The sequence below is a fragment of the Achromobacter sp. CF-sbj1-Ac2-l genome, from assembly GCF_052698165.1.
Window position 1 is genome coordinate 4,639,377 of record NZ_CP199855.1, and the last position, 25,948, is coordinate 4,665,324.

Sequence of the window (25,948 nt, forward strand, 5' to 3'; positions counted from 1 at the left end):
GTATCCTATGTCGATAGCCTGCCGCGCAGGCTCTCCCCACTCATTCACGCAGGAATGCCCCCATGGTTTCCGTCATCCACGATACCGAGCACTCGCGCTACACCGCCACCGTCGACGGCGTGCTGTGCGTGCTCGACTACCATCTGCGCGACGGCGTGATGACCATTACGCACACCGGCGTGCCGGGTCAGGTCGGCGGCCGCGGCATCGCCGCCGAACTGACCCGCGTCGCGCTGGAGACGGCCCGCGCGCAGGGCTGGAAGGTGCGCCCGCAGTGCTCCTACGCCGATGTCTACATGCGCCGCCATCCCGAATACAACGACCTGCTCGCCTGATTGCCATCGTGACCACGCCAGACCCGATTGCCTGTCCCTGCGGCACGGCCAAGCCCTACGCCACCTGTTGCGGCCGCTGGCACCAGGGCTCGCAGGCCTTGCAGGCCCCTACCGCGCAAGACCTGATGCGCTCGCGCTACAGCGCCTTCGTGCTGGACAGGCTCGCCTACCTGCTCGACACCTGGCATCCCAGCACCCGGCCGGCTTCGCTCGACCCCAATCCGCCCGGGCTGAAATGGCTGGGGCTGACGGTCAAGCAGGCGCGCTTACAGGATGCCGATCACGCCACGGTCGAATTCGTCGCGCGCAGCCGCCTGGCCGGACGCGCCAGCCGCATGCACGAGGTCAGCCGTTTCGTGCGCGAAGGCGGACGCTGGTACTACCTGGACGGCGACCTAAGCTGACGCCAGCCGGCGGCGCGGCGTATCGCCGTCCTCGCCAACGGCCCGCTTGAGCACCGCGACCAGGCTTGCCACGGCCTCGCGGGCCGCGCCTCGCGCATCCCCCACGATCGCCAGCTCCGTGGTCGGCGCCGGCGCCAGGCCTTGCGCCTGTCCCAGCAGGCCATGCCCCGGCAGACAGGCAAACGCCGGCAGCAGCGAGATGCCCAGCCCCGCCGACACGGCCGCCTGCACGCCTGCCAGACTCTGGCTGTGATACGCCGCGCGCCAGGGCCGCCCGGCGCTTTCCAGCGCGTAGATCATCCGCTTGCGATAGATGCAGCCTTGCGGAAACAGCACCAGCGGAACCGGCTCCGAGCCCTTCAGTAGCGCCCGGTCTCCCACCCACGCCAGGCGTTCGGGCCATGACGCCAGGCACGGCCCGTCGCCCGGTTCGCGCTTGATCAGCGCCAAGTCCAATTCGCCCGCGGCCAGCCCCGCTTTGAGATCCGTGCTCATGCCGCTGCCGGTCTCCAGGCGGATATCCGGATGGCTGGCGGCGAAGCCGGCCAACAGCGTCGTCAGGCGCGCCACGTCAAAATCCTCCGGAATGCCCAGCCGGATCACCTGCACCCGACGCGGCGCCGACAATACCAACTCGGCTTCGTCCGCCATTGCCAGCAGCTTGCGCGCATAGGCCAGCATCAGCTCCCCCTCTTCGGTGGCCTGCACCTGGTTGCCGGCCCGGTCGCGCAGCAAGAGCGTCTTGCCGACCGTCTGCTCCAGCTTGCGCACCTGTTGGCTCACCGTTGACTGGGTCCGATGCACCCGTCCGGCAGCGCGCGTGAAGCTGCCCTCGTCAACCACGCAGACGAGAGTCTTCAACAGTTCGAGATCAAGCATGGCGTGTCCTGGGTTGTGTGACTGCGTGGTATGAACGGGGATATTTATTATTCCACTGAGTGGAGTTTAATTATTAATTTTACGACTCAGGTGGCTCAGTCCTAAGCTGGCTTCATCTCCCACGACTTCCGACAAGGAATCCCATGCCCCTGGACCACCTCCCACGCCCGCAATGGCTCACTTTCGACTGCTACGGCACGCTGATCCAATGGGACGAAGGCCTGCAAGCCGCGGTCGCCCGTATCCTGGCAGGGGACGAAGCGCGTCAGCATAAGCCGACACCCGCACAATTCCTGCGCGTCTACGACGAGCATGAACACCGGCTGGAACGCACGCCGCCCCATATGCGCTTTGTCGACGTCACCCGCGAGTCGTTGCGGCTTACCATGCGCGACCTCGACTTGGACTACCGGCCGCAGGACGCCGAGCTGCTGACCGGCAGTATTTCGGCGATGCCGCCATTTCCGGAAGTGGTCGATACCCTGGCCGCCCTCAAGCGCGCCGGATTCCGCCTTTGCATCATCTCCAACACCGACGACGCCATCATCGCGGGCAACGTGGCGCAGTTGGGTGGCCACATCGACCGCGTCATCACGGCCGAGCAGGCCGGCGCCTACAAGCCGTCACGGCGCATCTTCGCCCACGCCCACGACAGCTTGGGCGTCACGCCCGACGAGGTCGTGCACATCTGCGCCAGTCCGCATCTGGACCACGCCGCCGCCCGCGACATCGGTTTCCGTTGCGTCTGGATCGACCGCGGCACCGGGCGCCAGCCCTTGCCGGACTATCGCCCCGACGCTACTGTATCGAGTTTGGACAAAGTCCCCGGCCTGTTCCAACAGGCTGGCTGGATCTGAACGCTGACCTCTGACCTCGGGTTGCCCATGAACAAAGATCCCCACTTCGCGGATGCGCTCTTCCACGCCGATCGTGTTGCCGCCCTGCGCGCCGACCTGGCCCTGGCCCTGCGCGCGGCCGCCGCGCACGGCCTCGGCGAAGGCGTCTGCAACCACTTCAGCGTGGCGCTGCCCGGCGACAGCGATCATTTCCTGCTGAATCCCCGCGGCCTGATGTGGAACGAGGTCCAGGCAGACGACATCGTGCTGGTCGACGCCCAGGGCCAGAAGCTCGCCGGACGCCATGAAGTCGAGCCGACGGCCATGTTCATTCACGCCGCGATCCACCGCATCGCCGGCAAGGCCTGTGTGCTGCACACCCACATGCCATACGCCACGGCCCTGACGCTGACGGTCGATCGGACGCTGGATACCACGCTGTCACAGAATGCCATGCGCTTTCACGGCCGCATCGCCGTCGATGCGGAATACAACGGGCTGGCCCTGGATGCCAGCGAAGGCGAACGCATCGCTCACGCCATGCAAGGCGCCGACATCGCATTTCTCGGCAATCACGGCGTGGTGGTCTGCGGCGAGCGCCTCGACTACGCCTACGATGACCTGTTCTTCCTCGAGCGCGCCTGTACCGCCCAGGTGCTGGCGCAATCCACTGGCCGACCAATGGCACCGGTGGATCCGAAAATCGCCGCCAAGGTCGCTGAGCAGATCCAGAGCGAACGCCTGCAGTCGGAATTGTTCTTCGCCGCACTGCGGCGCCAACTGCCCGATACCGCACAACGCCAGGCCAGTTGATGTCTGCATGCGCCGCCAGCGGCCTGACGCAGATGCTCCACCCGCGATGACGTCGCTGCCAAGATCTGCATCCACGCGTTGCACCAAGGCGCTGTAACCCCGGATAAAACAAAAAACCCCGCAGGCGCTAGCCTGCGGGGTTTTCTTTTCGAATAACTGCCTGATACTGACCTACTTTCACAGACGTCCGTCCACTATCATCGGCGCGAAGGCGTTTCACTGTCCTGTTCGGGATGGGAAGGAGTGGTACCACCTTGCTATGGGTATCAGGCTTGACCTGCCGAGCATTCCGCTACGAGGGCGAACGCTCCAATCCTGTGCACTGCAGGGACCGCATGGCTGGCCACGATCAGAGCCAGGCTCAATGATCGTGCCACGCGCAAAAGCGGGCCTTTCATACAAAGACAAAACCCCACAGGCGTAGCCTGCGGGGTTTTGAGCAATAAAAGCCTGACGATGACCTACTTTCACAGACGTCCGTCCACTATCATCGGCGCAAAGGCGTTTCACTGTCCTGTTCGGGATGGGAAGGAGTGGTACCACCTTGCTATGGTCGTCAGGCGTAACGGGTTGAGAGATTGTCTTTGAGGACAACCGCTCCAATCTTGGAAGAAGCGCAACGTGTGGCGATCAGAGTATGACTCGATGATCAACGCACAGTGGGTGTAATTGGTGTTGGCTGGCTGCTGACGGGGCAGCCAGATTTTGTATTGAACGACACTTGGAACGCTATACCACCAGGTCATAACCATCAGTGTTATAGGATCAAGCCTCACGAGCAATTAGTATCGGTTAGCTTAACGCATTACTGCGCTTCCACACCCGACCTATCAACGTCCTGGTCTCGAACGACTCTTTAGGGGGATCAAGTCCCCGGGATACCTAATCTTCAGACGAGTTTCCCGCTTAGATGCCTTCAGCGGTTATCTCTTCCGTACTTAGCTACCCGGCAATGCCATTGGCATGACAACCGGTACACCAGAGGTACGTCCACTCCGGTCCTCTCGTACTAGGAGCAGGCTCCGTCAAGTATCCAACGCCCACGGCAGATAGGGACCAAACTGTCTCACGACGTTTTAAACCCAGCTCACGTACCTCTTTAAATGGCGAACAGCCATACCCTTGGGACCGGCTACAGCCCCAGGATGAGATGAGCCGACATCGAGGTGCCAAACACCGCCGTCGATATGAACTCTTGGGCGGTATCAGCCTGTTATCCCCAGAGTACCTTTTATCCGTTGAGCGATGGCCCTTCCATTCAGAACCACCGGATCACTATGTCCTGCTTTCGCACCTGTTCGACTTGTCAGTCTCACAGTCAAGCACGCTTATGCCATTGCACTATCAGCACGATTTCCGACCGTACCTAGCGTACCTTCGAACTCCTCCGTTACACTTTGGGAGGAGACCGCCCCAGTCAAACTGCCCACCATGCACTGTCCCCGATCCGGATAACGGACCAAGGTTAGAACCGCAAACAAACCAGGGTGGTATTTCAAGGATGGCTCCACGTGATCTAGCGACCACGCTTCAAAGCCTCCCACCTATCCTACACAGGCCGGTTCACAGTCCAATGCAAAGCTACAGTAAAGGTTCATGGGGTCTTTCCGTCTAGCCGCGGGTAGATTGCATCATCACAAACACTTCAACTTCGCTGAGTCTCAGGAGGAGACAGTGTGGCCATCGTTACGCCATTCGTGCAGGTCGGAACTTACCCGACAAGGAATTTCGCTACCTTAGGACCGTTATAGTTACGGCCGCCGTTTACCGGGGCTTCGATCAAGAGCTTGCACCCCATCACTTAACCTTCCGGCACCGGGCAGGCGTCACACCCTATACGTCGACTTTCGTCTTTGCAGAGTGCTGTGTTTTTAATAAACAGTCGCAGCCACCGATTCTCTGCGACCCCATCATGCTAAGCGCGCAGGCGCTTCACACTACCGGGGTATACCTTCTCCCGAAGTTACGGTATCAATTTGCCGAGTTCCTTCTCCTGAGTTCTCTCAAGCGCCTTGGAATATTCATCCCGTCCACCTGTGTCGGTTTGCGGTACGGTCTCGTACAGCTGAAGCTTAGAGGCTTTTCTTGGAACCACTTCCAATCACTTCGCAAGCAATGCTCGCTCGTGCCATACCCTTGATTTACGCGCCCGGATTTGCCTAAGCGCCATCTTCGATACGTCAACAGGGACATCCAACACCCTGATGATCTTCCGCGATCCGTCCCCCCATCGCACTGTACGACGGTGCTGGAATATTAACCAGCTTCCCATCAGCTACGCATCTCTGCCTCGCCTTAGGGGCCGACTCACCCTGCGCCGATGAACGTTGCGCAGGAAACCTTGGACTTACGGCGAGGGGGCTTTTCACCCCCTTTATCGCTACTCATGTCAGCATTCGCACTTCTGATACCTCCAGCAGCCTTTACAAGCCACCTTCGCAGGCTTACAGAACGCTCTCCTACCGCGTGTACAAAGTACACACCCGCAGCTTCGGTTTATCGCTTAGCCCCGTTACATCTTCCGCGCAGGACGACTCGATCAGTGAGCTATTACGCTTTCTTTAAAGGATGGCTGCTTCTAAGCCAACCTCCTGACTGTCTATGCCTTCCCACTTCGTTTCCCACTTAGCGATAATTTGGGACCTTAGCTGGCGGTCTGGGTTGTTTCCCTCTTGAGTCCGGACGTTAGCACCCGGTGCTCTGTCTCCCAAGCTGTACTTGCGGGTATTCGGAGTTTGCCATAGTTTGGTAAGTCGCCATGACCCCCTAGCTATAACAGTGCTCTACCCCCCGCAGTAATACTTGAGGCACTACCTAAATAGTTTTCGGAGAGAACCAGCTATTTCCAGATTTGTTTAGCCTTTCACCCCTATCCACAGCTCATCCCCTAATTTTTCAACATTAGTGGGTTCGGTCCTCCAGCACGTGTTACCGTGCCTTCAACCTGGCCATGGATAGATCATCTGGTTTCGGGTCTACACCCAGCGACTGAATCGCCCTATTCGGACTCGCTTTCGCTACGGCTTCCCTATTCGGTTAACCTTGCCACTGAATGTAAGTCGCTGACCCATTATACAAAAGGTACGCAGTCACCCCACAAGGAGGCTCCTACTGTTTGTATGCATACGGTTTCAGGATCTATTTCACTCCCCTTCCGGGGTTCTTTTCGCCTTTCCCTCACGGTACTGGTTCACTATCGGTCGATCACGAGTATTTAGCCTTGGAGGATGGTCCCCCCATCTTCAAACAGGATTTCACGTGTCCCGCCCTACTTTTCTCACGCTTAGTTCCACACACAAAATTTCGTCTACAGGGCTATCACCTGCTACGGCCGGACTTTCCATTCCGTTCGACTATCTTGCATGCTAAAACGTGAAGGCTCTTCCGATTTCGCTCGCCACTACTTTCGGAATCTCGGTTGATTTCTTTTCCTCGAGCTACTGAGATGTTTCAGTTCACCCGGTTCGCTTCCACTGACCTATGTATTCAGTCAGGGATACTCCTTGCGGAGTGGGTTTCCCCATTCGGATATCTGCGGATCAAAGCTTGTTTGCCAGCTCCCCGCAGCTTTTCGCAGGCTACTACGTCCTTCATCGCCTGTGATCGCCAAGGCATCCACCATATGCACTTAGTCGCTTGATCCTATAACGCTGTAGGCTATAGGACCTGAGTATTAGCGTTTGTGCCGTTCATAAGTTTCAAAGCAGTCTGAGGTTATTCACCCCAGTCTTGAGAACTTGGAACAAAATTAATGCAATCACAACCCGTACCCATCTTCATCAGCAAGCTGATTACTTGATGAGCACATTTCGTTGTGCTTCTTCCAGATTGTTAAAGAACGAATATAGCTGTTGAGTAAAACCCAACTCATAAGACCGTGAAGATATTATTCCTCACGACGCTATGAGTTAGCCTCTACATCCCACCAGGCGCAGGTCTTGGTGGAGGTGAACGGGATCGAACCGATGACATCCTGCTTGCAAAGCAGGCGCTCTCCCAGCTGAGCTACACCCCCATATCCACGGCATCTCTACCTGCGAATACTTGGTGGGTCTGGTTGGATTCGAACCAACGACCCCCGCCTTATCAAGACGGTGCTCTAACCGACTGAGCTACAGACCCAAAACCTTCTCGGATCAGTAGTCAGAAGTCATGGACACAGGGAGGAGTCCCTCTACCCAAGCCCACAACCGATCCCAGCTATATCAAACAACCGATAAGAGTGGACGCTTAACACGAGCACTAAGCTCTGAAAGGAGGTGATCCAGCCGCACCTTCCGATACGGCTACCTTGTTACGACTTCACCCCAGTCATGAATCCTACCGTGGTAATCGCCCCCCTTGCGGTTAGGCTAACTACTTCTGGTAAAACCCACTCCCATGGTGTGACGGGCGGTGTGTACAAGACCCGGGAACGTATTCACCGCGACATGCTGATCCGCGATTACTAGCGATTCCGACTTCACGCAGTCGAGTTGCAGACTGCGATCCGGACTACGATCGGGTTTCTGGGATTGGCTCCCCCTCGCGGGTTGGCGACCCTCTGTCCCGACCATTGTATGACGTGTGAAGCCCTACCCATAAGGGCCATGAGGACTTGACGTCATCCCCACCTTCCTCCGGTTTGTCACCGGCAGTCTCATTAGAGTGCCCTTTCGTAGCAACTAATGACAAGGGTTGCGCTCGTTGCGGGACTTAACCCAACATCTCACGACACGAGCTGACGACAGCCATGCAGCACCTGTGTTCCGGTTCTCTTGCGAGCACTACCAAATCTCTTCGGCATTCCAGACATGTCAAGGGTAGGTAAGGTTTTTCGCGTTGCATCGAATTAATCCACATCATCCACCGCTTGTGCGGGTCCCCGTCAATTCCTTTGAGTTTTAATCTTGCGACCGTACTCCCCAGGCGGTCAACTTCACGCGTTAGCTGCGCTACCAAGGCCCGAAGGCCCCAACAGCTAGTTGACATCGTTTAGGGCGTGGACTACCAGGGTATCTAATCCTGTTTGCTCCCCACGCTTTCGTGCATGAGCGTCAGTGTTATCCCAGGAGGCTGCCTTCGCCATCGGTGTTCCTCCGCATATCTACGCATTTCACTGCTACACGCGGAATTCCACCTCCCTCTGACACACTCTAGCCCGGTAGTTAAAAATGCAGTTCCAAAGTTAAGCTCTGGGATTTCACATCTTTCTTTCCGAACCGCCTGCGCACGCTTTACGCCCAGTAATTCCGATTAACGCTTGCACCCTACGTATTACCGCGGCTGCTGGCACGTAGTTAGCCGGTGCTTATTCTGCAGGTACCGTCAGTTTCGCGGGGTATTAACCCGCGACGTTTCTTTCCTGCCAAAAGTGCTTTACAACCCGAAGGCCTTCATCGCACACGCGGGATGGCTGGATCAGGGTTTCCCCCATTGTCCAAAATTCCCCACTGCTGCCTCCCGTAGGAGTCTGGGCCGTGTCTCAGTCCCAGTGTGGCTGGTCGTCCTCTCAAACCAGCTACGGATCGTCGCCTTGGTGAGCCGTTACCCCACCAACTAGCTAATCCGATATCGGCCGCTCCAATAGTGCAAGGTCTTGCGATCCCCTGCTTTCCCCCGTAGGGCGTATGCGGTATTAGCTACGCTTTCGCGTAGTTATCCCCCGCTACTGGGCACGTTCCGATACATTACTCACCCGTTCGCCACTCGCCACCAGACCGAAGTCCGTGCTGCCGTTCGACTTGCATGTGTAAGGCATCCCGCTAGCGTTCAATCTGAGCCAGGATCAAACTCTTCAGTTTAATCTCTGTATTTGTTTCGTATTTCTTAGTTCCGAAGAACCGAGTCATACGTCGCTACTCAAAGGAAGTGAGGTATGTGCTTAGACTTGACATCTAAGGTACTTCACTTCTAGTGAGCACTTGATTTCATTGTGCTTGTGACGGGTTTTAAAAACCAGTCACTGCGCACTCGCATCAAGCGCCCACACTTATCGGTTGTTTAATTGTTAAAGAGCGGTACTGCCAAATTCTGTACTACCAAACTACTTACTGCATCTTCTGCTTTCTTCGGCGATTTCGCTTTCGCGTCGATCGCTGTGTCAGCAGCAGAGAAACGAGATTATGAAGAAGTTTTTATCGTTTGTCAAGTCAGCGTTGCTTGCTTCACTTCGCTGTCTTGCCTACGACCTCTTCAGGTCTCACCAGGTTCGCACCCGGCTTTCTCTTTAGCAGCTATCGAAATATCAGGGTTAACCCTAAGTTTTCGGTAACTGCCAAGCCTGAAACTATAACACAACTTTTGCAGATTATGCAACCGGCTTTTGCCTAATTTGCATCCTATCCTGCAACCCCGCCGCTTTGTGAATCGCTTCACTTCGCAGCAGCTCCGGATCGCTCCAGAGGTTGGTTACCGCCCAGTCGGCTTGCAACATTGTTCAGACCACCCTATCGGGTAAACCCTGATTCGCCGTCACCAGCCAAGCCCAAGACTATAGCACAATTTTTGCAGATCGTGCAACTGGCTTCTGCCTGATTTGCACCGACTTACGCAAAATTCGCTGACCGCCGGTTCGAGAGAATCATCGCTGACTCACCGCCTTGCTGCCCTGCGGCAGATTCGTCGCCATAGCGTCAAATCCGTTGCACTTGCCTGGCTTCGCGGCTCACAAAACTGCGTGAACTGCGAAGGAGCGAGACTATAGCACAGAATTTTGGCTTGTCACGCCGGCATGACACTCGTTTTGCAGAAAGATGATGATTTCCACGCGGCAAGGCCCGGGGATCCCCCGTGGCGAAGGGGTATGGCCCTGATCCCCTCCCTCTCCTACGAGAATGCGAAAGGGTTGCCGGCCACGGCAGCCTGGAGGGGAACGGCTCCCCCCTCGCCTTCCTCTATATATAGAGAGAGCTATCTCCTCTCTAGAGAAAGCTCTCTTCTCTCTATATAGGGAAGGGCGCGATACGTTCAGATGGCTGGGGCGGGGCAATTGCGCCCGGAGACAGACGTCTCGCTCCCTTCGAAGACACCTGCGCGCTCTTCGCGGGTGCCTCACTCATGCTTCATCTCTTGGCGGCGGCCATCCGCCATGGGGACCGCCTCTCTATATAGATATAAGGCCGGGAATCGGGGCTGATGGTCTCATCGCCCCCTTCCCGGCCAGGCGTCCACATCACCAGCGCAGGCTGTCGATGCGCGTGATCCGCTTGAGCGATTGCTCAACCGTGGCCTGATTCACCAGCCATTCCGGCGCGCCCACGTCCTTCAGCATGTGGACGTCCATCTCGTCCGCGAGATTGCGCAGGATCCGGTCGGCGCGCCGTGCGCGATAGGCGTGCCAGAGGCGAGCAATGAAGCCGCTCGACGGCGCGGCCGCGCCGTTGAGGGCGGCGACGGGGGATTGCAGGTTGCGCGCCACCGGCTGGGGAACCGGGATAGCCGGCGCCACGGACGGCGTGATCTCGGGCGCTTGAGTCCGCGCAGGCGCCGGGCAAGCGGCGCCGAAAGCGGGAGAGGTCTGGATGCAGGTTTGGGCGGACATGGCTTGGCTCCTCGATTCAGTCCGTTTTGGTAAGCGTATTCGCCCAAACCGGCGCTGAAAATCGAATTGTTTTACCCAGGACGGTCAGCTAAGCTAACCAATCGAATCATTCCCTCCGTGGGGCGGACTCGCCTTCCTGGACGGAGTGCCCGTGAAACTCCCTGGCGTCCCGCCCCCTTTCCCATGCGCCTGCCCCTGAATACCCTGCCCGCCTTCCGCGCCGTCGCCGAACTACAGAATCTGCGCGCCGCGGCCGAGCGCCTGCACCTGACCCACAGCGCGGTCAGCCAGCAGATCAAGGGATTGGAAGAACAACTGGGCTTCGCCTTGTTCGAGCGCAGCGGGCGGGGCATCGTGCTGAACCCCGCCGGCGCCGCGCTGTTGTGCAGTGTGCAGAGCGCCATGGCGTTGCTGGACGAGGGCCTAATGGCGGCGTCGGCCGCCGCGACCGGCAGCGCGCAGCGGCTGCGCGTATCGGTGCTGCCCTCGTTCGCGCAGCGCTGGCTATTGCCGCGCATGACGCGCTGGCACAAGCGCCACCCGGACCTGTCGCTGCAGATCGAGACCTCGCAGCAGGTCGTGGACCTGCTGCGCGACGGCTTCCACGCGGCGCTGCGATTCGGCCGCGGCCCGTGGCCGGGCGTCGAGTCCGAGCCGCTGTTCGACATGCCGTTGCCGCTGATCGCGCTGGCCTCGCCGGAAACGGCGGCTGCATTGCCCGACAACACGCCCGAGACGCTGGCGCGGCAGCCCCTGCTAGGCGAACGCGATATGTGGCAACACTGGTTCAACGCGGCCGGACTGAGCGTGCCGGTGACGCCAGTCGCCACGTTCAATGATGCGGGGATGATGCTGCAGGCGGCCGAGCAGGGCCTGGGCATCACCCTCGGCCGCGAGTTGCTGGCCGCGGACGCGATCTGTGCCGGACGGCTGGTGCAGGTTTCGCCCGTAACGGTCCATTATGAGCAGGCCCAGACCTATCACCTGGTCTACCGGCCTAGCCTGCGCGACTGGGCGCCACTGGTGGCGCTGAAACAATGGCTGCGCGACGAACTGGAACGCTCCAGCAAGGGCCTGGTGACCGCCGCGCGCCATGACGCGGTCAAGGCGGCGCGGGACGAGCGGGCGTAGGCTGCCGCCGGCCTGAGCGTCCGGCGGCGGACAGGCGCAAGGTCAGGCGACCTTGCGGGTCGCGGGGGAAACCGCGCGCATGGTGTCGGTCTCGTTGAAGCGCTGGTGCCACGCGAACGCCTCTTCCAGCAGATGGGGCGTCTGGCCGCCGCGCTCGCAGGCCCGGTCAAAATAGTCCTGCAAGGCCTGGCGATAGGACGGGTGCACACAATGCTGGATGATGGCGCGGGCGCGTTCGCGCGGCGCCAGACCGCGCAAGTCGGCCAGCCCGCACTCGGTGACGAGCACGTCCACGTCATGCTCGGTGTGGTCCACGTGGGACACCATCGGCACGACGCTGGAGATGTCGCCGTTCTTGGCCATGGACTTCGACACGAAGATCGCCAGGTGCGCATTGCGGGCGAAGTCGCCGGAGCCCCCGATGCCGTTCATCATGTGCGTGCCGCCGACATGGGTGGAATTGACGTTGCCATAGATGTCGAACTCCAGCGCGGTATTGATGGCGATGATGCCAAGGCGGCGCACGATCTCCGGGGCGTTGCTGATTTCCTGCGGACGCAGCAGGATGCGTTCGCGGTAGTGATCGATGTTGGCGAGGATCTTCTCGTACACCGGCTTGGATACCGTGATGGACGAGGCCGAGGCGAAGGCCAGCTTGCCCTGGTCGAGCAGCTCGATGGCGCTGTCCTGGAGCACCTCGGAGTACATCGTCAACCCGTCGAAATCGGACGATTCAAAACCATGCAGCACGGCGTTGGCAATGGTGCCGATACCGGCCTGCAGCGGCAGCAGCGAATTGGTCAGGCGGCCGGCGTCCACTTCGCGGCGCAGGAACGCATTGATGTGCGCGGCGATGGCGTTGGTCTCGGCGTCCGGGGGCAAGGCGTTCGAGGGGCTGTCGGGCTCGTGCGTGATAACGATGGCGGCGATCTTGTCCGGATCCACCTCGATGAACGGCTGGCCGATTCGCTGGTCGGGCGACACCAGGCCCATGGGCTCGCGGTTGGGGCGATCGGCCGGCACGTAGATGTCGTGCAGGCCTTCGATCGCGGCCGGCACGCCCAGGTTCAGCTCGATGATGACGCAGCGCGCCTGTTGCGCGAACGAGGCCGAGTTGCCCACCGACATGGTCGGGACGATCGCGCCGGTCTCCGTGATGGCGGCGGCTTCGATGATGGCCACGTCGACCGGGCCGATGTGGCCGGCGCGCAATTGCTCTGCCGTCTCCGACAGATGCTGGTCGATGAAGGCGATCTCGCCCTGGTTGATCTTGCGCCGCAAGGTCGTGTCGACCTGAAACGGCATGCGGCGCGCCAGCGCGTTGGCCTGCGCCAGCATCTTGTCGGTGTCGTGGCCCAGCGAGGCGCCCGTGATGAGGGTGATGGCGAGCGGTTCGCGCCCGGCCCGCTCGGCCAGCGCGGCAGGCACCGACTTACAGTCGCCGGCGCGGGTGAAGCCGCTCATGCCGACGGTCATGCCGTCCTGCACCAGCAGGGCCGCCTGTTCAGCGGACGTAATCTTGGCGCGTAGCCCGGGATGGCGGATACGGTCGGTATGCATGGTGTCTCCAGATTCAAAAGCCGGCGGCTCGCGGCCGGACGTGGCGGCGCCGCCGCTCGCATCCAGGCGCCGTCTAGCGCGGCGTTTCCTTACGCCCGAGAGGCCTGGCAGGCCGGCCTCGGGACGAATTTTCCGCAGTATAGGAAGCGCGAGCAAAATCTCGTAATGACTTAAAATCATCCAATCAATTCGTTTTTTTCATTATTTGAATGTTCCGCGCCTTGCGCAGGAGATGAGCCTTGGACGTGCGCGCCTTGCGGTACTTCGTCGAAACGGTCCGCCATGCCAGCTTTACGCAGGCGGCCAGGGCGCTGTTCGTGACGCAGTCCACCGTCAGCAAGATGATCCGCCAGTTGGAAGAGGAAGCCGGCACGCCGCTGCTGGTGCGCGACGGCCACACGGCCCGCCCCACCGATACCGGCCGCGTGATGTATCAGCGCGGCCTGCAGGTGCTGGAGACCATGCGCCAGTTGAGCGAGGAAATGCGCCAGACGGCAGAACTGCAACGCGGTTCGCTGGAGGTGGGCATCCCGCCCATGATCAACCTGCTGTTCACGCCAGTGGTGAAGCGCTTTCGCGAACTGCACCCCGGCATCCACCTGACCCTGAGGGAGGGCACCGGCCGCGCGGTCGAGGATCTGGTGGCGGGCGGCGAACTGGAGGTGGGCGCCACCATCCTGCCGATCGCGCCCGACAGCGGCCTGGCGACGCAGGCCTTCGGCAGCTATCCCATCTGGGTGATCGGGCCGCCCGACGCGGCCTGGGCGGGCAAGACCTCGCTGCCCTTGAGTGCGCTGCGCGACACCCGTCTGCTGATTCCCACGGACGACTTCGCCATGACGCGGCGGCTGCGCCAGGCGTTTGCCGATGCCGGGCTGCAACCCGGGATCGCGGCGCAGAGCGCGCACTGGGATTTCCTGGTGGCGATGGCATCGGCCGGGCTCGGCGTGGCGCTGCTGCCCGAACCGCTGATGCAGCGGATGAAGACGCGCGGACTCAGCACTGCCAAGCTGGCCAAATCCGGCTTGCAATGGGAGGTCGGCCACATCTGGCAGCAATCGGGTTATCTGTCGTACGCCGCCCGCGCATGGCTGGAGGTCTGCGACGCGGTGCTGGGCGTCCCCCGGCGAGCCCGGGCTGAGAAACGCGCGCAACAGCCCTGAAGCCTCGGCCGCGGGCGCCGCCCGCCCGACGACCGTGGCCGGAACTCCGGATCAAATCCGCCCCCATTTTTTGTTTCTGGCGCCCCTCGATCGCCTCCAGCGACAGCCGGAATCTAACGGGGGACATAGCTGAGTTTTTGTTGCAACGGACCGGGCCGCGGCTTGTTATGCTGCCGCCTCGACGCGATTCCATCGCCCCAAGACTCATGATCCCGAACCCGCAACATCCGCTTTTGCGCGCCCTGCCGCTCCGCCGCTCTTTTGTCGCGCTGATCGCCGGCCTGCTGCTGGCGCTGTGCCTGGCGCCCGCGTTCGCCGCCGCGCCCGCTTCGCCCGCCGAAACCGATGCCATGCTGGCCAGCGCCCGCAAGCAGCTCGACGACATCCGCAAACGCGTCCCGGACGAGACGGACGACGCCGATCTGCTCAAGCAGCGCGGCGATGCCCTCGACATCCAGGCCAAGGCAGACGCCACCGCCGATGCCCTGACGCCGCAATTGACCAGCGTCACGGCGCGCCTGAGCGAACTGGGCGCGCCGCCCGAGGGCGTCAAGGAAGCGCCCGACGTGGCGGCGCAACGCATGCAACTGGAAAAGAACAGCCGCGCGCTGGATGCGCAGATCAAACTGGCGCGGCTGCTGTCGGTCGACGCCGCGCAGACCGCGGAGCAGATATCGGGATTGCGCCGCACACAATTCCAGGCGCGGCTGGGCGAACGGCGCGACTCATTCCTGTCCGGCCAATTCTGGGCCGAATTCCGCGAGGAATTCCCGGGCGACCTGGAGCGCCTGGTGGCGCTTCGTGACGATCTGGTCACCGCGGTCGGCCAGACGCCGACATGGGGCTGGCTGCTGCTGGCCGCGGCGGCGGCGCTGGTGATCGCGCTGCGCGTCTGGATCGGCCGGGTGCTGCTGCGGCTCACGGCCACGCGCGTGCCGCCCGGACGACTGCGCCGCTCGTTCCTGGCGGTGGCGTTGTTGACGCTGGCGGTCGCCACGCCCGGCGTCATCGCCCTGCTGATCCACATCGGCCTGGACTGGAATTCCCAGTTGTCGGAGAACACCAGCGCCCTGCTGGCCAATCTGGTGGCCACGGTCTGTTTCGGCGGCTACGTGTCGGGCCTGGGCTACGCACTGCTGTCGGCCAACCGGCCGTCCTGGCGCCTGCCACCAGTGTCCGATAAGGTGGCGCACCGCCTGCGCTGGCTGCCCGGCGTGCTGGGCGTGATCGTCGTGCTGATCTGGCTGGCCGAGCGGCTGCCGGTGCTGCTGAACGCCAGCCTGACCACCACCATCACCCTGACCGGCATCGTGGCCGTGTTTGTGATGGTGACGATGGCGGTGGCGTTGTCGATCGGCCGTCGGCTGCGGCGCCGCGCGCTGCGGGAAGACGGCCCGCCCCCGCCCTTCTGGACCTCGCTGCTGCTGACCGCGACCGGCACGGTCCTGGTGATCAGCCTGGCCAGCCTGCTGGCGGGCTATGTGGCTTTCGGCAGTTTCCTGACCAAGCAAATACTGTGGGTCGTGATCATCCTGGCATCGGCCTATCTGCTGGCCGTGCTGATCGAGGACGGCTTCAGCACCTTGCTGGGCACGTCGCACCGCGAAGACAGCGAAGGCCCCAGCCTGCGCGACCAGGCCGCCGTGCTGCTGTCCGGCGTGGGCCGCGTGGCGGTGGGCCTGCTGGCCCTGATCCTGCTGCTGGCGCCGTTCGGCGAAGGACCGATGGACCTGCTTCAGCGCTTCGACCAGTTGCGCAAGGGCCTGGCCATCGGCGAGGCGCAGATCCGGCCGGGCGCGGTGCTGCAGGCGCTGCTGGTGCTGGGCCTGTCGCTGCTCGGCGTGAAGATGCTCAAGCGCTGGCTGGCGAACCGTTATCTGCCGACGACGGAACTGGATCCGGGCATGCAGCTCTCGGCCGCGACGCTGTTCGGCTATGCCGGCTTCGTGCTGGCGGTGGCGCTGTCGCTGTCGGCCGCCGGCATCGGACTGGAACGGGTGGCATGGATCGCCAGCGCGTTGTCCGTGGGTATCGGTTTCGGCCTGCAGGCGGTGGTGCAGAACTTCGTCTCGGGCCTGATCCTGCTGGCCGAGCGGCCGGTCAAAGTGGGCGACTGGGTGTCGCTGGGCGGCGTCGAAGGAGACATCCTGCGCATCAACGTGCGCGCCACCGAAATCCAGATGGGCGACCGCTCCACGGTGATCGTGCCGAATTCGGAGTTCGTGACCAAGACGGTGCGCAACGTCACGCGCTCCAACCCGCTGGGGCTGGTGCAGATCAAGTTGCCGTTGCCGCTGTCAACCGATGCGCAACGGGTGCGCGAGCTGATCCTGCAGGCCTTCGCCGACCATGAGGATGTGCTGGACACGCCGGCGCCGAATGTGTTCCTGGACGGCATCGAAGGCGGCAACCTGATGTTCAACGCCAAGGGCTATGTCTCGTCGCCGCGCTCGGCGTACGGCGTGCGCAGCGCGTTGTTGTTCACGCTGCTGCAGAGGCTGCACGACGCCGGGCTGGAGGTGTCGTCGCCGCCCACGATGCTGCTGGCATCCGCGCCCCAGGCCTCCGCCTTGCAGCGGCCTGGCGCGGCCGAGGGGCCGAGCGCCGCGGCCTCGCCCCCCACAACGCCCTGAACGCCAGCAACCGCGATCGCCGCGCACGATCCGTCAGCCCGGCGAATAGAAATCGGCCAGGCCCTGCCGGTCCATGCGCGGATTACGCAGCGTCGGCGCGTTGACCATGGCGTTCTGCCCCGACATCACCGGGTAGGCCTGCGCGACCGGCGCCGGCGCCATGTACTGGGCGCTGGGCGACTGCGGCTGGGCGGGCGCGTACTGCGCTTGCGGTGGCGCGACTGGCGCGGTCTGGGCGACATTCTGCGAGGGATTCTCGAAGCGGTGATCCGCCGTGGTCAGCGAGGGATTGGTGCACAGGCCCTGCGCGGTGAGCGCCGCCTTGGTCCGATCATCGGTCTGGCACAGGATGTCCACGGCGGCCGTTTCCAGCCGGCGCGACCGGTCCGGATCCTTGGTGGAGGCGGCTGCCTGCATGGTGCGCTCGAAATTGCGCCGCAGGCTGCACTTCTGATCCTCGACCGGAAACGCCACGTTCATGCCGAAGCCGACCACCGAGCCGCCCCCGCCCGCCGACACCATGCAACTGTCGGAGGAGAACGAACCGTAGAAGCTCTGTGCGCCGATCGGCGGCGCGGTCCGCAGGGTGCTCGATCCACTGTTGTTGGAATTGAGCGTGATGCCCTGGTTGTTGCCGGCGTTGGTGGACCCCGACGACGCAGAGGTGGTCGCGGCGGAAGAACTGGTCTGGGCGCCCGCGGAAAAGGCCACCAGCGACAGGGATAAGGCAAGCGCAAGGGTTTTCATGATGTCCTCTCGACCGGACGGCCGAAGCCGTCCGGATTGCGTGCTGCTCAGTGACCAAAACCGCCCACCGGGCCGATGCCATGGATCGACGCGGTCGCGCCGATCGCACCGGCGTTGAACGTGCCGGTGGCCGTCGCGTTGGTGGTGGTGCTGCCGAACGTGGCGCCGCCGTTGGCGATGCTGTCGCCCACCATGATCGGCGCGTTGCCATGGATATGGCCGTAGGTTTCGCTGGTGGCGTATTGACGCGTGCTCGTGACCACCGTGGTGCCATCCCGGCTGAACGATCCGCCGGCGGTGGCGACGCCCCCCGTTTCACCGAACGACGTCTGGCTCGACGAGCCATAGCCGTTGATCTGAGTCGAGACCACGGAAGTGCCCGTGGAGACCGAGGACACCGTCCCGGTGATGGTGCCGACATGGCCAGACGCGGAAATGCTGGGCTGGCCGGGTCCGCTCGCGTAAGCGGCCGAAACCGCGACGAGGGACAACGTTGCGACTGCTGCGAGCTTTTTCATTTGAGCTCCTCCTGATCCGCTCGATGCGGATGGACAGGTGCCGGTGGCCGACCGGCGCGGACCTTTACCACCCCGACGCAGTACGCCCATACGGCAACGTGGCGTTTGGGACTTTCGTATTGGTACGGAATGATTGCTCCGGACTAAGGACGTCGATATCGGTTAAACGGGCGACCGCCTCCCAGAGTGGGAGCGCAAAGACGTAAAAGTTGGCGTGGAATCTGCGAGCACCGCCGCGCGGGCCATGCGTATGGGGGAGACGCCACGCGCGTCGGGCGGAATTGCTGCGCCGCATCTCAGCTCATAGGATGGGGCGGCGAGGCCCGCTCTCGCGCGATTTACCTAGCGCGCACGGCGGCGGGCGACAGGGAGGCAACCTTTAGGCTGACTGTCAGGAGAGCGTGGCGGCCGACGCGCGCGGCGCGGGTTCAACGCGGACGATGCGCGACGATACGTTCGAGCAGACGCGCCGACTCCCAGCGCGCCAGCGCCAGATCCACCGCGACGAGCAGCAGCAGCACGCCGAGTTCGGCCAGCTCCATCTCGGCCCACAGGTGATAGCAGGCCAACAGCGCGATGCCGGCCGCGCCCGCCAGCAAGCAGGGCCAGGCTGGCGGCAAGGCGGCGGGCGCGGCGACGCTGGCCTGGCGCAGCACCAGCCAGGCGATGAGCGGCAGGCCCAGCATGGACAGCGGAATGTAGATCGCAATGGCCGACAGCACCGCAACCACGCTGAACTGGGTCGGCGAGGCCAGCGCCATGAGGGCGAGCGCGGCAACGCCGATGTACCAGAGCAGGCGGGCGGCGACGAGGCGCGGCAGCGAAAGGACGGGGCGGTTCATCGGGGCTGAGTTTTGGGCCATACTACTCCGCCCGGCCGGCCCCTGCCCGGCCTCTTTATCCGGAGACACCATCATGATCCAGGAGATTGCCAGCATCCATGTCCGCGAAGGACAGGAAGCCCTGTTCGAGGCCGGCGTGGCGCAAGCCAGGCCGCTGTTCCTGCGGGCCCGCGGCTGCCACGGCATGGAACTGTACCGCAGCATCGAGCAGCCGCAGCGCTATACGCTTGTGGTGGATTGGGAAACCGTCGAAAACCATATGGTGGATTTCCGGGAATCTTCCGATTTTCAGGAGTGGCGCAAACTCGTGGCGGGCTTCTTCGTCGAGCCGCCCCAGGTGCACCACGAGCAAAAGGTGGTCTGAGGTTCAGGCCGCATCCGGCGGGTCGTCATACTTGCGCGCCCCGCCGCGAAAGCGATCCGCGGGATATCTCGCCGCGTTCCATGCCATCTTGGCCTGGACCGCGGCCGCGATGTCCAGGCCCAATTGATCCGCCAGCGCCACCAGGTACCTGTGCACGTCGGCGACATCGCCAGGTTCCGGGGCGAATGGAACCGCTGCCACTCGCGTTCGGCGGCGAAGGCCCGCACCACCTGCCGGATATGCTCCAGGTCGGACATGAAGGCTCCGTTGAAATGTGGCGCGGCCCTCAGACCGCGGCCAACCTCGAACTGGCCGCCAACGCGACGGCCACCGTGGTGCGCACGTCGGCCAGCGCGCGGTGGGTGGGCTCCGATGCGCCCACGTGCCGCGCCAGCACATCCAGCTTGTGCGAGGGCAACTCGGGCCAGGCGCGTCGCGCCAGGACCAGCGTGCAATGCGTGGCGTTGGCGAACGGCAGGCCGGTCTGAAGCGCGGCGGCGTCCAGGAAGCGGCGGTCGAACGAGGCATTGTGGAAAAACACCGGCAGGTCCCCGACGAACGCCAGGAACGCCGCGAAGGCCTGCGCCACGGGCACGCCCTGGCGGTCGACCTCGGACTGGGTGATGCCGGTGAGGCGAGTGATGAAGGGCGGCACCGAGGCGCGGGTGCGCACCACCTGCGCGTACTCCTGCTCGGCCGCGCCACCCTCGCCAACGCGCACCGCGGCGAATTCCAGGATCTCGCACGACGCGGTCGACAGCCCGGTGGTTTCCAGGTCGGCCACGACGAACGGGCCGCGCAGGGCGTTCAGGGCGGCGGAAACGGCCGCGGACGGCCGGGCGGAAGCAGCGCGCGGCGCCGCGCTGGCCGGCCGCGCACGTCGATAGTAGAAGGCCATGGCCTTACCGCGCCGCAGGCAGCGGTGCGAACCGCGGCGAGCCGTCGGCCAGTTGGCCGAAGAACAGGTCGGCCGGGCGCACCCACAGGCCGCGCGCATGCGGCCACAGGTGCTCGTAGACCACCATGGATTCCTCGGTCTCGGAATGGCGGGCGGTATCAATGTAGCGATACAGGCCGCCCTTGTAATGGCGATGGGTGGCCAGGGCCAGGGCTTCGGATTCGGTCATGGAGAATTGCCGCAAAAAACACGGCCCGGGCCGGAAACTTCCTGCCAGGGCCGACGGGTTCGTACAAGACCGTATTTATAGCGCACTCGGGCGGCGGGCGCGTCGCCGCCCGAGCCTCAATAGCGCACGTACTCCAGCACCGGCTTGGGCGGCAACGGCGTATTGGCGGCTGGACGGGTCCGCACCGACGGCGCCACCGGCTTGAGCGCCGGCCTGAGCGTGGGGCTGCCCTCGTGCAATTCATGCGCGGCCTGCAGCGCGGACGCCGCCTCGGCCGTCATCTGGGTGATGTCCTCGGTGACTTCGCCCAGCTTGGCCGACTGGGCCAGCGAGACCTCCACCACTTCGCCCATGATCTCGGTGACCCGCCGCGACGACGCGACGATGTCTTCCATGGTGGTCCCGGCCGACTGCACCTGGCGGGCGCCGCTGCCGATCTGCTCGACCGACGTGGTGATCAGCCCCTTGATCTCCTTGGCCGCGGCGGCGCTGTTCTGCGCCAGGCTGCGCACTTCCGCCGCCACCACGGCGAAGCCCTTGCCATGCGCGCCGGCGCGCGCCGCCTCCACCGCGGCATTGAGCGCCAGGATATTGGTCTGGAACGCGATGCCGTCCATCACGCCGATGATCTCCGAAATGCGCTTGGAGCTGTCGGTGATGGCGCCCATGGTGCGCACCACGCCCGCGACGGTCTTGCCGCCCTCTTCGGCCACGCGGCAGGCGTCCTGCGCCAGGGAATTGGCCTGGCTGGCGCGCTCGGCGTTCTCGGTCAGGCCCTGCACCGCCACCCGCAGCGTCTGCGCCGCGGTAAACCGCTTGGTGATGTCGGTGGCGAACTTCACCACCTTGAAGGGCCGGCCCTCGGCATCGAAGATCGGGTTATAGCTGGCCTCGATCCAGACATGCCGGCCATTCTTGCCGATGCGCAGGTATTGGCCGGTGTCGTGCTGGCCGCCGCGCAGTTTGCGCCAGAATTCCGCATAGGCGCCGCTGCGCGCCTCTTCGGGCAGCACGAACATGCTGTGATGGCGGCCGCGCACTTCGTCCTCGCGATAACCCACCGCATTCAGGAACAGGTCGTTGGCGCGGATGATGGTGCCGTCCAGCTCGAACTCGATAATGGCCTGCACTTTGGAAATGGCCTCGAGCTGGCCCTCGGTATCCGCCTGGCGCCGCTGCTGCTCGGTAATGTCGATGGCGTACTTGACCACCTTGAAGGGACGGCCGTGTTTATCAAAGATGGGGTTGTAGCTGGCCTGCAGCCAGACGTCGCCGCCATCCCTGCGAATGCGGCGGTAGCGGCCCGCATCGTGCGCGCCCTGGCCCAGTTTGTCCCAGAAGGCGAGATATTCGGCCGATTCCCGGTCCTCGGGCACCACGAACATGCGGTGATGCTGCCCCAGCACCTCGTCCAGTTCATAACCCATGGTGTCGAGGAAATTCTGATTGGCCATCAGCACATGGCCTTCGAGATCGAACTCGATAACCGCCTGCGCTTTATGGATGGCCGCGATCTGTCCGTATAGATCCGCTTTCTGCATGCCGCGCTCGCCGCGCAGCAGGCGTTTGAGGGTAAGCCATTGCATGTTGACGTCTCCCGCAGGGATTGGGACGAGTGTGCTGAAAACCGATGGAGAAACCTTGGCTTGTCTGAAGCAGTTGCTTTGGCGCGCCCCAGGAATCAAACGTCGCATGCCGCGCCGCATGCACACGCTTGCCTGCAGTTCCGTCGCCCGGGTAGCGACGGCAGGTCAGGAATAAGAAAAACGGAAGAATGTATCCATTCGAAAATATTTAATCCTAAAAATGAGCCGCGCTCAATATATTCATTGAGGAAACCCATAAAAAAAACGCGGCGACGGATACCTCAGCGCGCTCCAGGAATAACGCGAGCGTGAATTTCGTTATTAATCAGGGTTAATACGAATCCGCCCCCTTATTTTCATAAATGAGGCGAAGCAATAATGGGCCCGCATTGGCGACGACCCCAATTTATTTAACAAGACGAAAAATGCGTACCGGATCCCGAGCATCCGATGCGCCAACCTCTTCTCCGCGTGGCCTCTATTCCGCGTCGAGCTCGCGATAATGGCGGAATATGCCCAGGCCGAACGGCAGGCGCCTGCCGCTGGCGAAATACGGTTGCAATGCCGGCAGTTCCGCGACGCGCCGGTGCAAGGCCATGACCTTGGGGAATTTCACGGCTTGTGTGCCCATGCGCCGGGGAAAGGCGAACAGCAGCCCGTCGACCAGATGGAACAAAGACAGGTCGGCATAACTCCAGCGTTTGCCACCGGCCAGCCACGCATCGGGCCCTGCCAGCACCCGCTCGAAATATCCCAGGAATTTCGGAATGCGTTCCTCGCGAAAACTGCGGGCGCGCCGCGCCGCCTCTTCCTTCTGGTCCTCGTAATAATCACTGGCCGAAATCGGGTGATGGGTATCGTGCGCCTCGGCCACCATGTCGGCGATGGTCAACTGCAATTGGTTCACCCACAGGCGTCCCGATACCGTGGCGGGCGCCAGGCCATGTTTTTCTCCGAGGAACAGCAGGATGTTGGCGGTCTGCGCCAGGGTCATTTTCCCGGCCACGAGATAAGGCGGCGCGAAGGGCGGCTGCTTGCGGTCCGAAAGCATGTCCTGGATCAGCGCGTCTTCGCCGACGCCCGGCTCGCGGGCACGCTCGCGGTAGGCAATGCCGCCCGCTTCCAGGGCCAGGCGCACGAATTCTCCGCGGCCGGGGATGCCGTCCCAATACCAAAGGTCGTATGTCATGCGTTCTCCTTGCCGGGGCAAGACTACGCGGGAAAGACGCTGATCTCGCCCTCATGCCGCGCGGCTTGCTGCCCATGGCTCTGCTGATACTGGCGCGGAGATAGTCCGAAATGCGCGCGGAAGTCGCGTGAAAAATGCGCGCCGTCGGCAAATCCGCAATCCAGCGCGATTTGCGTGATGCTGCAGGCATTATTAAGCAACAACCAACTGCCATATTCCAGCCGCAATTGCCGCTGGAACGCCATTGGCGACATGCCCGTGGCCACACGGAAAGCCCTTTCGAGTTGGCGCCGACCGACGCCGACATAACGCGCGATGGCATCCAGCGGCGGCGGGTTATCGATGCGCTGCTCGATGAAATGTGCCGCCTGCCTTACCCGCAAATCCTGGATGCCGGACAGGTCGGTGCGGAAATGCGCCTGCGGCACGCGCCCCGGCCGCGCGCCCTGCAGCATCATGTGGCGCATGGCCTGCTGCGCCTTGTCGCGGCCGCAATGGCGCGCCACCAGATACAGTCCCAGGTCGATGGCGGCGGTGGAACCGGCGCACGAAATCAGGTCGCCTTCGTCGACGAACAGGCGGTCGACCACCGCGCGGGTCGCGGGAAAGCGCTCGCGGAAGGTTTCCAGCACATTCCAGTGCACGCACACCGTGCGCGGTCCGATCACGTCGGCCTGCGCCAGCGCGAAGGTGCCCGTGCAGATGCCGAGCAGCCGCACCCGCAGCGCCGCCGCCCGCCGCAGCCAATCGCGCAGCGGTTCGGGCATGCGCCCGCTGGAATAGTCGTTGCCGCCGCAGATGGCGATGTAGTCGAACTGCGCCGGGTCGTCGGGCAGCCCGGCCTCCACCTCGATCGTCAGGCCGGCGCTGGAGCAGCGCGGTTTTCCGTCCCAGCTCATCACCCGCCACGCGGTGTGGATCTGGCGGCTGCGGCCACCATGGTCGCCAGCCAGCCGCAACACGTCGACGAAACCGGCGAACGCCGCAAGCGTGAACTGGTCCAGCAGCACGATGCCGACAGTCAGGGCGGGTTTTCCCTGAGGCAGGAGCGCGTCGCCGTCTTCATAGGAGAGCGGCGAGGACAAGGGTGGCGCGACGGCGGACATGACGCAATTATTCAAGTTTATGTCCCGCGCCTTCAAGCTCGTTTTCCCGAGCATCGCCCAAGATGCGCCTGTGGTACTTGAGTCAATGAATCGCGGATCGACAAATCTACAAGGGGAATCCGACATGGCAACAAACACCCGCAGCGCGCTGGGCGCGGCTGCGCTCGGCGCGGGGCTGCTCCTGGCTTCGCACGCGGCGCTGGCGCAACAGCAGAAAATCACCGTCGCCTGGTACGGCGGCAACTGGGGCGACGCGTTCCGCGCCTGCGTGGCCGAGCCCTTCACCAAAGCCACCGGCGTCACCGTGGTGCCGGAAGTCGGCACCTCCACCACCACGCTGGCCAAGCTGCAGCAGCAGAAGGGCGCGCCCACCATTGACGTGGCCTGGATGGACGGCGGCATCAGCGAGCTGGCGCAGCAGGCCGGCGTGCTGGATGCGCTGGACGGCGGCGCCATTCCCAACCTGAAGAACGTCATCGAGCAGGGCGTGTACCGCGACGGCAATGCCGCCTTCGCGGTCAGCACCGGCTATTACTCGCTCGGCATCACCTACAGCACCAAGGAAGTGACGCAGCCGCCGACCAGTTGGAAGGACCTGTGGAAGCCCGAGTATGCCGGCGCGGTGGCGGTGCCCTCGCCCGCCAACTCGTCGGGTGTGCCGTTCATCTTCTTCCTGGCGCGGGTCTGGGCGATCGATCCGTCGAACCTGGCCCCGCTCTATGCCAAGCTGGCCTCGCTGGACACCGCGCTGTTCTTCGACAGCTCGGGCGCGGCCACCAACGCCTTCCAGAGCGGCGAAGCGGTGATCGGGGCGCACTTCAACGTCGGCGCCTGGGACCTGATCGACAAGGGCCTGCCCATCGGCTTCAGCGTGCCCAAGGAAGGCGTGTGGGCCACCGACGCCCGCCTGCACCTGGTCAAGGGCGCGCCCAGCAAGGCCGCGGCGCAGAAGTTCATCGACACCGCATTGACGCCGGACGCGGCCGCCTGCCTGGCGACCAAGCTGTACCTGGGCCCGGCGGTCAAGGACGTGCAGGTCTCCAAGGACGTGGCCCGCAAGCTGCCCTGGGGCGCGGAAGGCTCGGTCAAGAACCTGAGCCTGTTCGACTGGAACATCATCAACGCCCGCCGCGCCGAGGTCACCGACGCGTGGAACCGGCAGGTCGCCCGCAAGCGCTGAGCAAGGTCCGTTC

Annotated in this window: 20 protein-coding genes, 2 tRNA genes, 4 rRNA genes and 1 pseudogene; 9 read left to right on the top strand and 18 right to left on the bottom strand. The window is 62.9% G+C overall.

Features of this window, described 5'->3' with window-relative positions:
* The first annotated feature begins 62 nt into the window (after positions 1 to 62).
* Positions 63 to 335 carry a GNAT family N-acetyltransferase gene (locus tag ACUDCK_RS21180; RefSeq protein ID WP_054503275.1) on the top strand — a complete coding sequence of 91 codons (273 nt, stop codon included), beginning with the start codon at positions 63 to 65 and terminating at the stop codon, positions 333 to 335.
* Between the two features lie 8 nt (positions 336 to 343).
* Positions 344 to 739: a YchJ family protein gene (locus ACUDCK_RS21185; protein WP_054503276.1), complete on the top strand. Its 396-nt coding sequence runs from the start codon at positions 344 to 346 to the stop codon at positions 737 to 739.
* On the opposite strand, the gene ACUDCK_RS21190 is transcribed toward ACUDCK_RS21185, so the two are convergent.
* Positions 731 to 1,618, bottom strand: a complete 888-nt coding sequence (locus ACUDCK_RS21190; RefSeq protein WP_175166543.1) for a LysR substrate-binding domain-containing protein — start codon at positions 1,616 to 1,618, stop codon at positions 731 to 733. The genes ACUDCK_RS21185 and ACUDCK_RS21190 overlap by 9 nt on opposite strands.
* 143 nt (positions 1,619 to 1,761) lie before the next feature.
* Here ACUDCK_RS21190 and ACUDCK_RS21195 point away from each other — a divergent pair, with 143 nt between their 5' ends.
* Together ACUDCK_RS21195 and ACUDCK_RS21200 are read left to right on the top strand one after the other, a co-directional pair.
* On the top strand, positions 1,762 to 2,475 hold the full coding sequence (locus tag ACUDCK_RS21195) for a haloacid dehalogenase type II (protein ID WP_054503278.1): 714 nt from the start codon (positions 1,762 to 1,764) through the stop codon (positions 2,473 to 2,475).
* A 27-nt stretch (positions 2,476 to 2,502) separates the two neighbouring features.
* On the top strand, positions 2,503 to 3,267 hold the full coding sequence (locus ACUDCK_RS21200) for an aldolase (protein ID WP_116793568.1): 765 nt from the start codon (positions 2,503 to 2,505) through the stop codon (positions 3,265 to 3,267).
* Positions 3,268 to 3,425: 158 nt separating this feature from the next.
* Here the strand turns inward: ACUDCK_RS21200 and rrf (ACUDCK_RS21205) are convergent.
* The 7 genes from rrf (ACUDCK_RS21205) to ACUDCK_RS21235 all read right to left on the bottom strand — a co-directional run bounded on the left by rrf (ACUDCK_RS21205) (position 3,426) and on the right by ACUDCK_RS21235 (position 10,789).
* Positions 3,426 to 3,538, bottom strand: a 5S ribosomal RNA gene (rrf, locus tag ACUDCK_RS21205).
* 177 nt (positions 3,539 to 3,715) lie between these two features.
* Positions 3,716 to 3,828 (bottom strand): 5S ribosomal RNA (rrf, locus tag ACUDCK_RS21210).
* A 200-nt stretch (positions 3,829 to 4,028) separates the two neighbouring features.
* Positions 4,029 to 6,909, bottom strand: a 23S ribosomal RNA gene (locus tag ACUDCK_RS21215).
* 297 nt (positions 6,910 to 7,206) lie between these two features.
* Positions 7,207 to 7,282, bottom strand: a tRNA-Ala gene (locus ACUDCK_RS21220).
* Positions 7,283 to 7,312: 30 nt separating this feature from the next.
* Positions 7,313 to 7,389: transfer RNA gene (locus tag ACUDCK_RS21225), tRNA-Ile, on the bottom strand.
* Positions 7,390 to 7,519: 130 nt separating this feature from the next.
* Positions 7,520 to 9,050, bottom strand: a 16S ribosomal RNA gene (locus ACUDCK_RS21230).
* Together the 16S, 23S and 5S rRNA genes with 2 tRNA genes alongside form the textbook arrangement of a ribosomal RNA operon.
* 1,370 nt (positions 9,051 to 10,420) lie before the next feature.
* Complete coding sequence (locus ACUDCK_RS21235; RefSeq protein ID WP_244976904.1) at positions 10,421 to 10,789, bottom strand: hypothetical protein; 369 nt, start codon at positions 10,787 to 10,789, stop codon at positions 10,421 to 10,423.
* A gap of 183 nt (positions 10,790 to 10,972) precedes the next feature.
* Here ACUDCK_RS21235 and ACUDCK_RS21240 point away from each other — a divergent pair, with 183 nt between their 5' ends.
* Complete coding sequence (locus ACUDCK_RS21240; RefSeq protein WP_064524106.1) at positions 10,973 to 11,920, top strand: LysR substrate-binding domain-containing protein; 948 nt, start codon at positions 10,973 to 10,975, stop codon at positions 11,918 to 11,920.
* 42 nt (positions 11,921 to 11,962) lie between these two features.
* Here the strand turns inward: ACUDCK_RS21240 and ACUDCK_RS21245 are convergent, their stop codons facing one another.
* On the bottom strand, positions 11,963 to 13,480 hold the full coding sequence (locus tag ACUDCK_RS21245) for an acetyl-CoA hydrolase/transferase family protein (RefSeq protein WP_054501165.1): 1,518 nt from the start codon (positions 13,478 to 13,480) through the stop codon (positions 11,963 to 11,965).
* Between the two features lie 239 nt (positions 13,481 to 13,719).
* Between ACUDCK_RS21245 and ACUDCK_RS21250 the strand changes: the two genes are divergently transcribed.
* Entirely contained in the window at positions 13,720 to 14,643 is a 924-nt protein-coding gene (locus ACUDCK_RS21250; RefSeq protein WP_054501164.1) for a LysR family transcriptional regulator, read from the top strand.
* 206 nt (positions 14,644 to 14,849) lie between these two features.
* Entirely contained in the window at positions 14,850 to 17,276 is a 2,427-nt protein-coding gene (locus ACUDCK_RS21255; protein WP_175167565.1) for a DUF3772 domain-containing protein, read from the top strand.
* Positions 17,277 to 17,309: 33 nt separating this feature from the next.
* Here ACUDCK_RS21255 and ACUDCK_RS21260 read toward each other — a convergent pair whose 3' ends face one another.
* The 3 genes from ACUDCK_RS21260 to ACUDCK_RS21270 all read right to left on the bottom strand — a co-directional run bounded on the left by ACUDCK_RS21260 (position 17,310) and on the right by ACUDCK_RS21270 (position 19,383).
* A complete protein-coding gene (locus ACUDCK_RS21260; RefSeq protein ID WP_054501162.1) occupies positions 17,310 to 18,023 on the bottom strand; it encodes a hypothetical protein in 714 nt (237 codons plus the stop codon).
* Between the two features lie 47 nt (positions 18,024 to 18,070).
* Positions 18,071 to 18,541: a hypothetical protein gene (locus ACUDCK_RS21265; RefSeq protein ID WP_054501161.1), complete on the bottom strand. Its 471-nt coding sequence runs from the start codon at positions 18,539 to 18,541 to the stop codon at positions 18,071 to 18,073.
* Positions 18,542 to 18,969: 428 nt separating this feature from the next.
* Complete coding sequence (locus ACUDCK_RS21270; protein ID WP_054501160.1) at positions 18,970 to 19,383, bottom strand: hypothetical protein; 414 nt, start codon at positions 19,381 to 19,383, stop codon at positions 18,970 to 18,972.
* Between the two features lie 73 nt (positions 19,384 to 19,456).
* Between ACUDCK_RS21270 and ACUDCK_RS21275 the strand changes: the two genes are divergently transcribed.
* Complete coding sequence (locus tag ACUDCK_RS21275) at positions 19,457 to 19,747, top strand: antibiotic biosynthesis monooxygenase family protein (RefSeq protein WP_054501159.1); 291 nt, start codon at positions 19,457 to 19,459, stop codon at positions 19,745 to 19,747.
* A gap of 3 nt (positions 19,748 to 19,750) precedes the next feature.
* Here ACUDCK_RS21275 and ACUDCK_RS21280 read toward each other — a convergent pair.
* From ACUDCK_RS21280 to ACUDCK_RS21305, 6 genes and pseudogenes are all read right to left on the bottom strand, one after another.
* Positions 19,751 to 20,004 (bottom strand): annotated as a pseudogene (locus ACUDCK_RS21280) (nucleotide pyrophosphohydrolase).
* A gap of 29 nt (positions 20,005 to 20,033) precedes the next feature.
* Positions 20,034 to 20,645 (bottom strand): 3'-5' exonuclease, encoded by a 612-nt coding sequence (locus ACUDCK_RS21285; protein WP_082401834.1) that lies wholly within the window; start codon positions 20,643 to 20,645, stop codon positions 20,034 to 20,036.
* A gap of 4 nt (positions 20,646 to 20,649) precedes the next feature.
* Entirely contained in the window at positions 20,650 to 20,874 is a 225-nt protein-coding gene (locus tag ACUDCK_RS21290) for a DUF1653 domain-containing protein (protein WP_006390643.1), read from the bottom strand.
* A 116-nt stretch (positions 20,875 to 20,990) separates the two neighbouring features.
* The gene (locus tag ACUDCK_RS21295; protein ID WP_175167564.1) at positions 20,991 to 22,460 is read right to left on the bottom strand and encodes a methyl-accepting chemotaxis protein; all 1,470 of its coding nucleotides are present in this window, start codon (positions 22,458 to 22,460) and stop codon (positions 20,991 to 20,993) included.
* A 478-nt stretch (positions 22,461 to 22,938) separates the two neighbouring features.
* Complete coding sequence (locus ACUDCK_RS21300; protein ID WP_175167563.1) at positions 22,939 to 23,649, bottom strand: glutathione S-transferase; 711 nt, start codon at positions 23,647 to 23,649, stop codon at positions 22,939 to 22,941.
* A 23-nt stretch (positions 23,650 to 23,672) separates the two neighbouring features.
* Complete coding sequence (locus tag ACUDCK_RS21305) at positions 23,673 to 24,881, bottom strand: GlxA family transcriptional regulator (RefSeq protein WP_367646384.1); 1,209 nt, start codon at positions 24,879 to 24,881, stop codon at positions 23,673 to 23,675.
* Here ACUDCK_RS21305 and ACUDCK_RS21310 point away from each other — a divergent pair.
* A complete protein-coding gene (locus ACUDCK_RS21310; protein ID WP_175167562.1) occupies positions 24,880 to 25,935 on the top strand; it encodes an ABC transporter substrate-binding protein in 1,056 nt (351 codons plus the stop codon). The genes ACUDCK_RS21305 and ACUDCK_RS21310 overlap by 2 nt on opposite strands.
* Positions 25,936 to 25,948: the final 13 nt, after the last annotated feature.

Excerpts from the sequence above, each read along its gene's own strand:
- ACUDCK_RS21195 (WP_054503278.1), top strand. The coding sequence starts at position 1,762 with ATGCCCCTGGACCACCTCCCACGCCCGCAATGGCTCACTTTCGACTGC.
- ACUDCK_RS21235 (WP_244976904.1), bottom strand. The coding sequence starts at position 10,789 with ATGTCCGCCCAAACCTGCATCCAGACCTCTCCCGCTTTCGGCGCCGCT.
- ACUDCK_RS21310 (WP_175167562.1), top strand. The coding sequence starts at position 24,880 with ATGGCAACAAACACCCGCAGCGCGCTGGGCGCGGCTGCGCTCGGCGCG.
- ACUDCK_RS21300 (WP_175167563.1), bottom strand. The coding sequence starts at position 23,649 with ATGACATACGACCTTTGGTATTGGGACGGCATCCCCGGCCGCGGAGAA.
- ACUDCK_RS21290 (WP_006390643.1), bottom strand. The coding sequence starts at position 20,874 with ATGACCGAATCCGAAGCCCTGGCCCTGGCCACCCATCGCCATTACAAG.
- ACUDCK_RS21270 (WP_054501160.1), bottom strand. The coding sequence starts at position 19,383 with ATGAACCGCCCCGTCCTTTCGCTGCCGCGCCTCGTCGCCGCCCGCCTG.
- ACUDCK_RS21240 (WP_064524106.1), top strand. The coding sequence starts at position 10,973 with ATGCGCCTGCCCCTGAATACCCTGCCCGCCTTCCGCGCCGTCGCCGAA.
- ACUDCK_RS21260 (WP_054501162.1), bottom strand. The coding sequence starts at position 18,023 with ATGAAAACCCTTGCGCTTGCCTTATCCCTGTCGCTGGTGGCCTTTTCC.
- ACUDCK_RS21200 (WP_116793568.1), top strand. The coding sequence starts at position 2,503 with ATGAACAAAGATCCCCACTTCGCGGATGCGCTCTTCCACGCCGATCGT.
- ACUDCK_RS21275 (WP_054501159.1), top strand. The coding sequence starts at position 19,457 with ATGATCCAGGAGATTGCCAGCATCCATGTCCGCGAAGGACAGGAAGCC.
- ACUDCK_RS21190 (WP_175166543.1), bottom strand. The coding sequence starts at position 1,618 with ATGCTTGATCTCGAACTGTTGAAGACTCTCGTCTGCGTGGTTGACGAG.
- ACUDCK_RS21285 (WP_082401834.1), bottom strand. The coding sequence starts at position 20,645 with ATGGCCTTCTACTATCGACGTGCGCGGCCGGCCAGCGCGGCGCCGCGC.
- ACUDCK_RS21245 (WP_054501165.1), bottom strand. The coding sequence starts at position 13,480 with ATGCATACCGACCGTATCCGCCATCCCGGGCTACGCGCCAAGATTACG.
- ACUDCK_RS21295 (WP_175167564.1), bottom strand. The coding sequence starts at position 22,460 with ATGCAATGGCTTACCCTCAAACGCCTGCTGCGCGGCGAGCGCGGCATG.
- ACUDCK_RS21180 (WP_054503275.1), top strand. The coding sequence starts at position 63 with ATGGTTTCCGTCATCCACGATACCGAGCACTCGCGCTACACCGCCACC.
- ACUDCK_RS21305 (WP_367646384.1), bottom strand. The coding sequence starts at position 24,881 with ATGTCGGATTCCCCTTGTAGATTTGTCGATCCGCGATTCATTGACTCA.
- ACUDCK_RS21265 (WP_054501161.1), bottom strand. The coding sequence starts at position 18,541 with ATGAAAAAGCTCGCAGCAGTCGCAACGTTGTCCCTCGTCGCGGTTTCG.
- ACUDCK_RS21255 (WP_175167565.1), top strand. The coding sequence starts at position 14,850 with ATGATCCCGAACCCGCAACATCCGCTTTTGCGCGCCCTGCCGCTCCGC.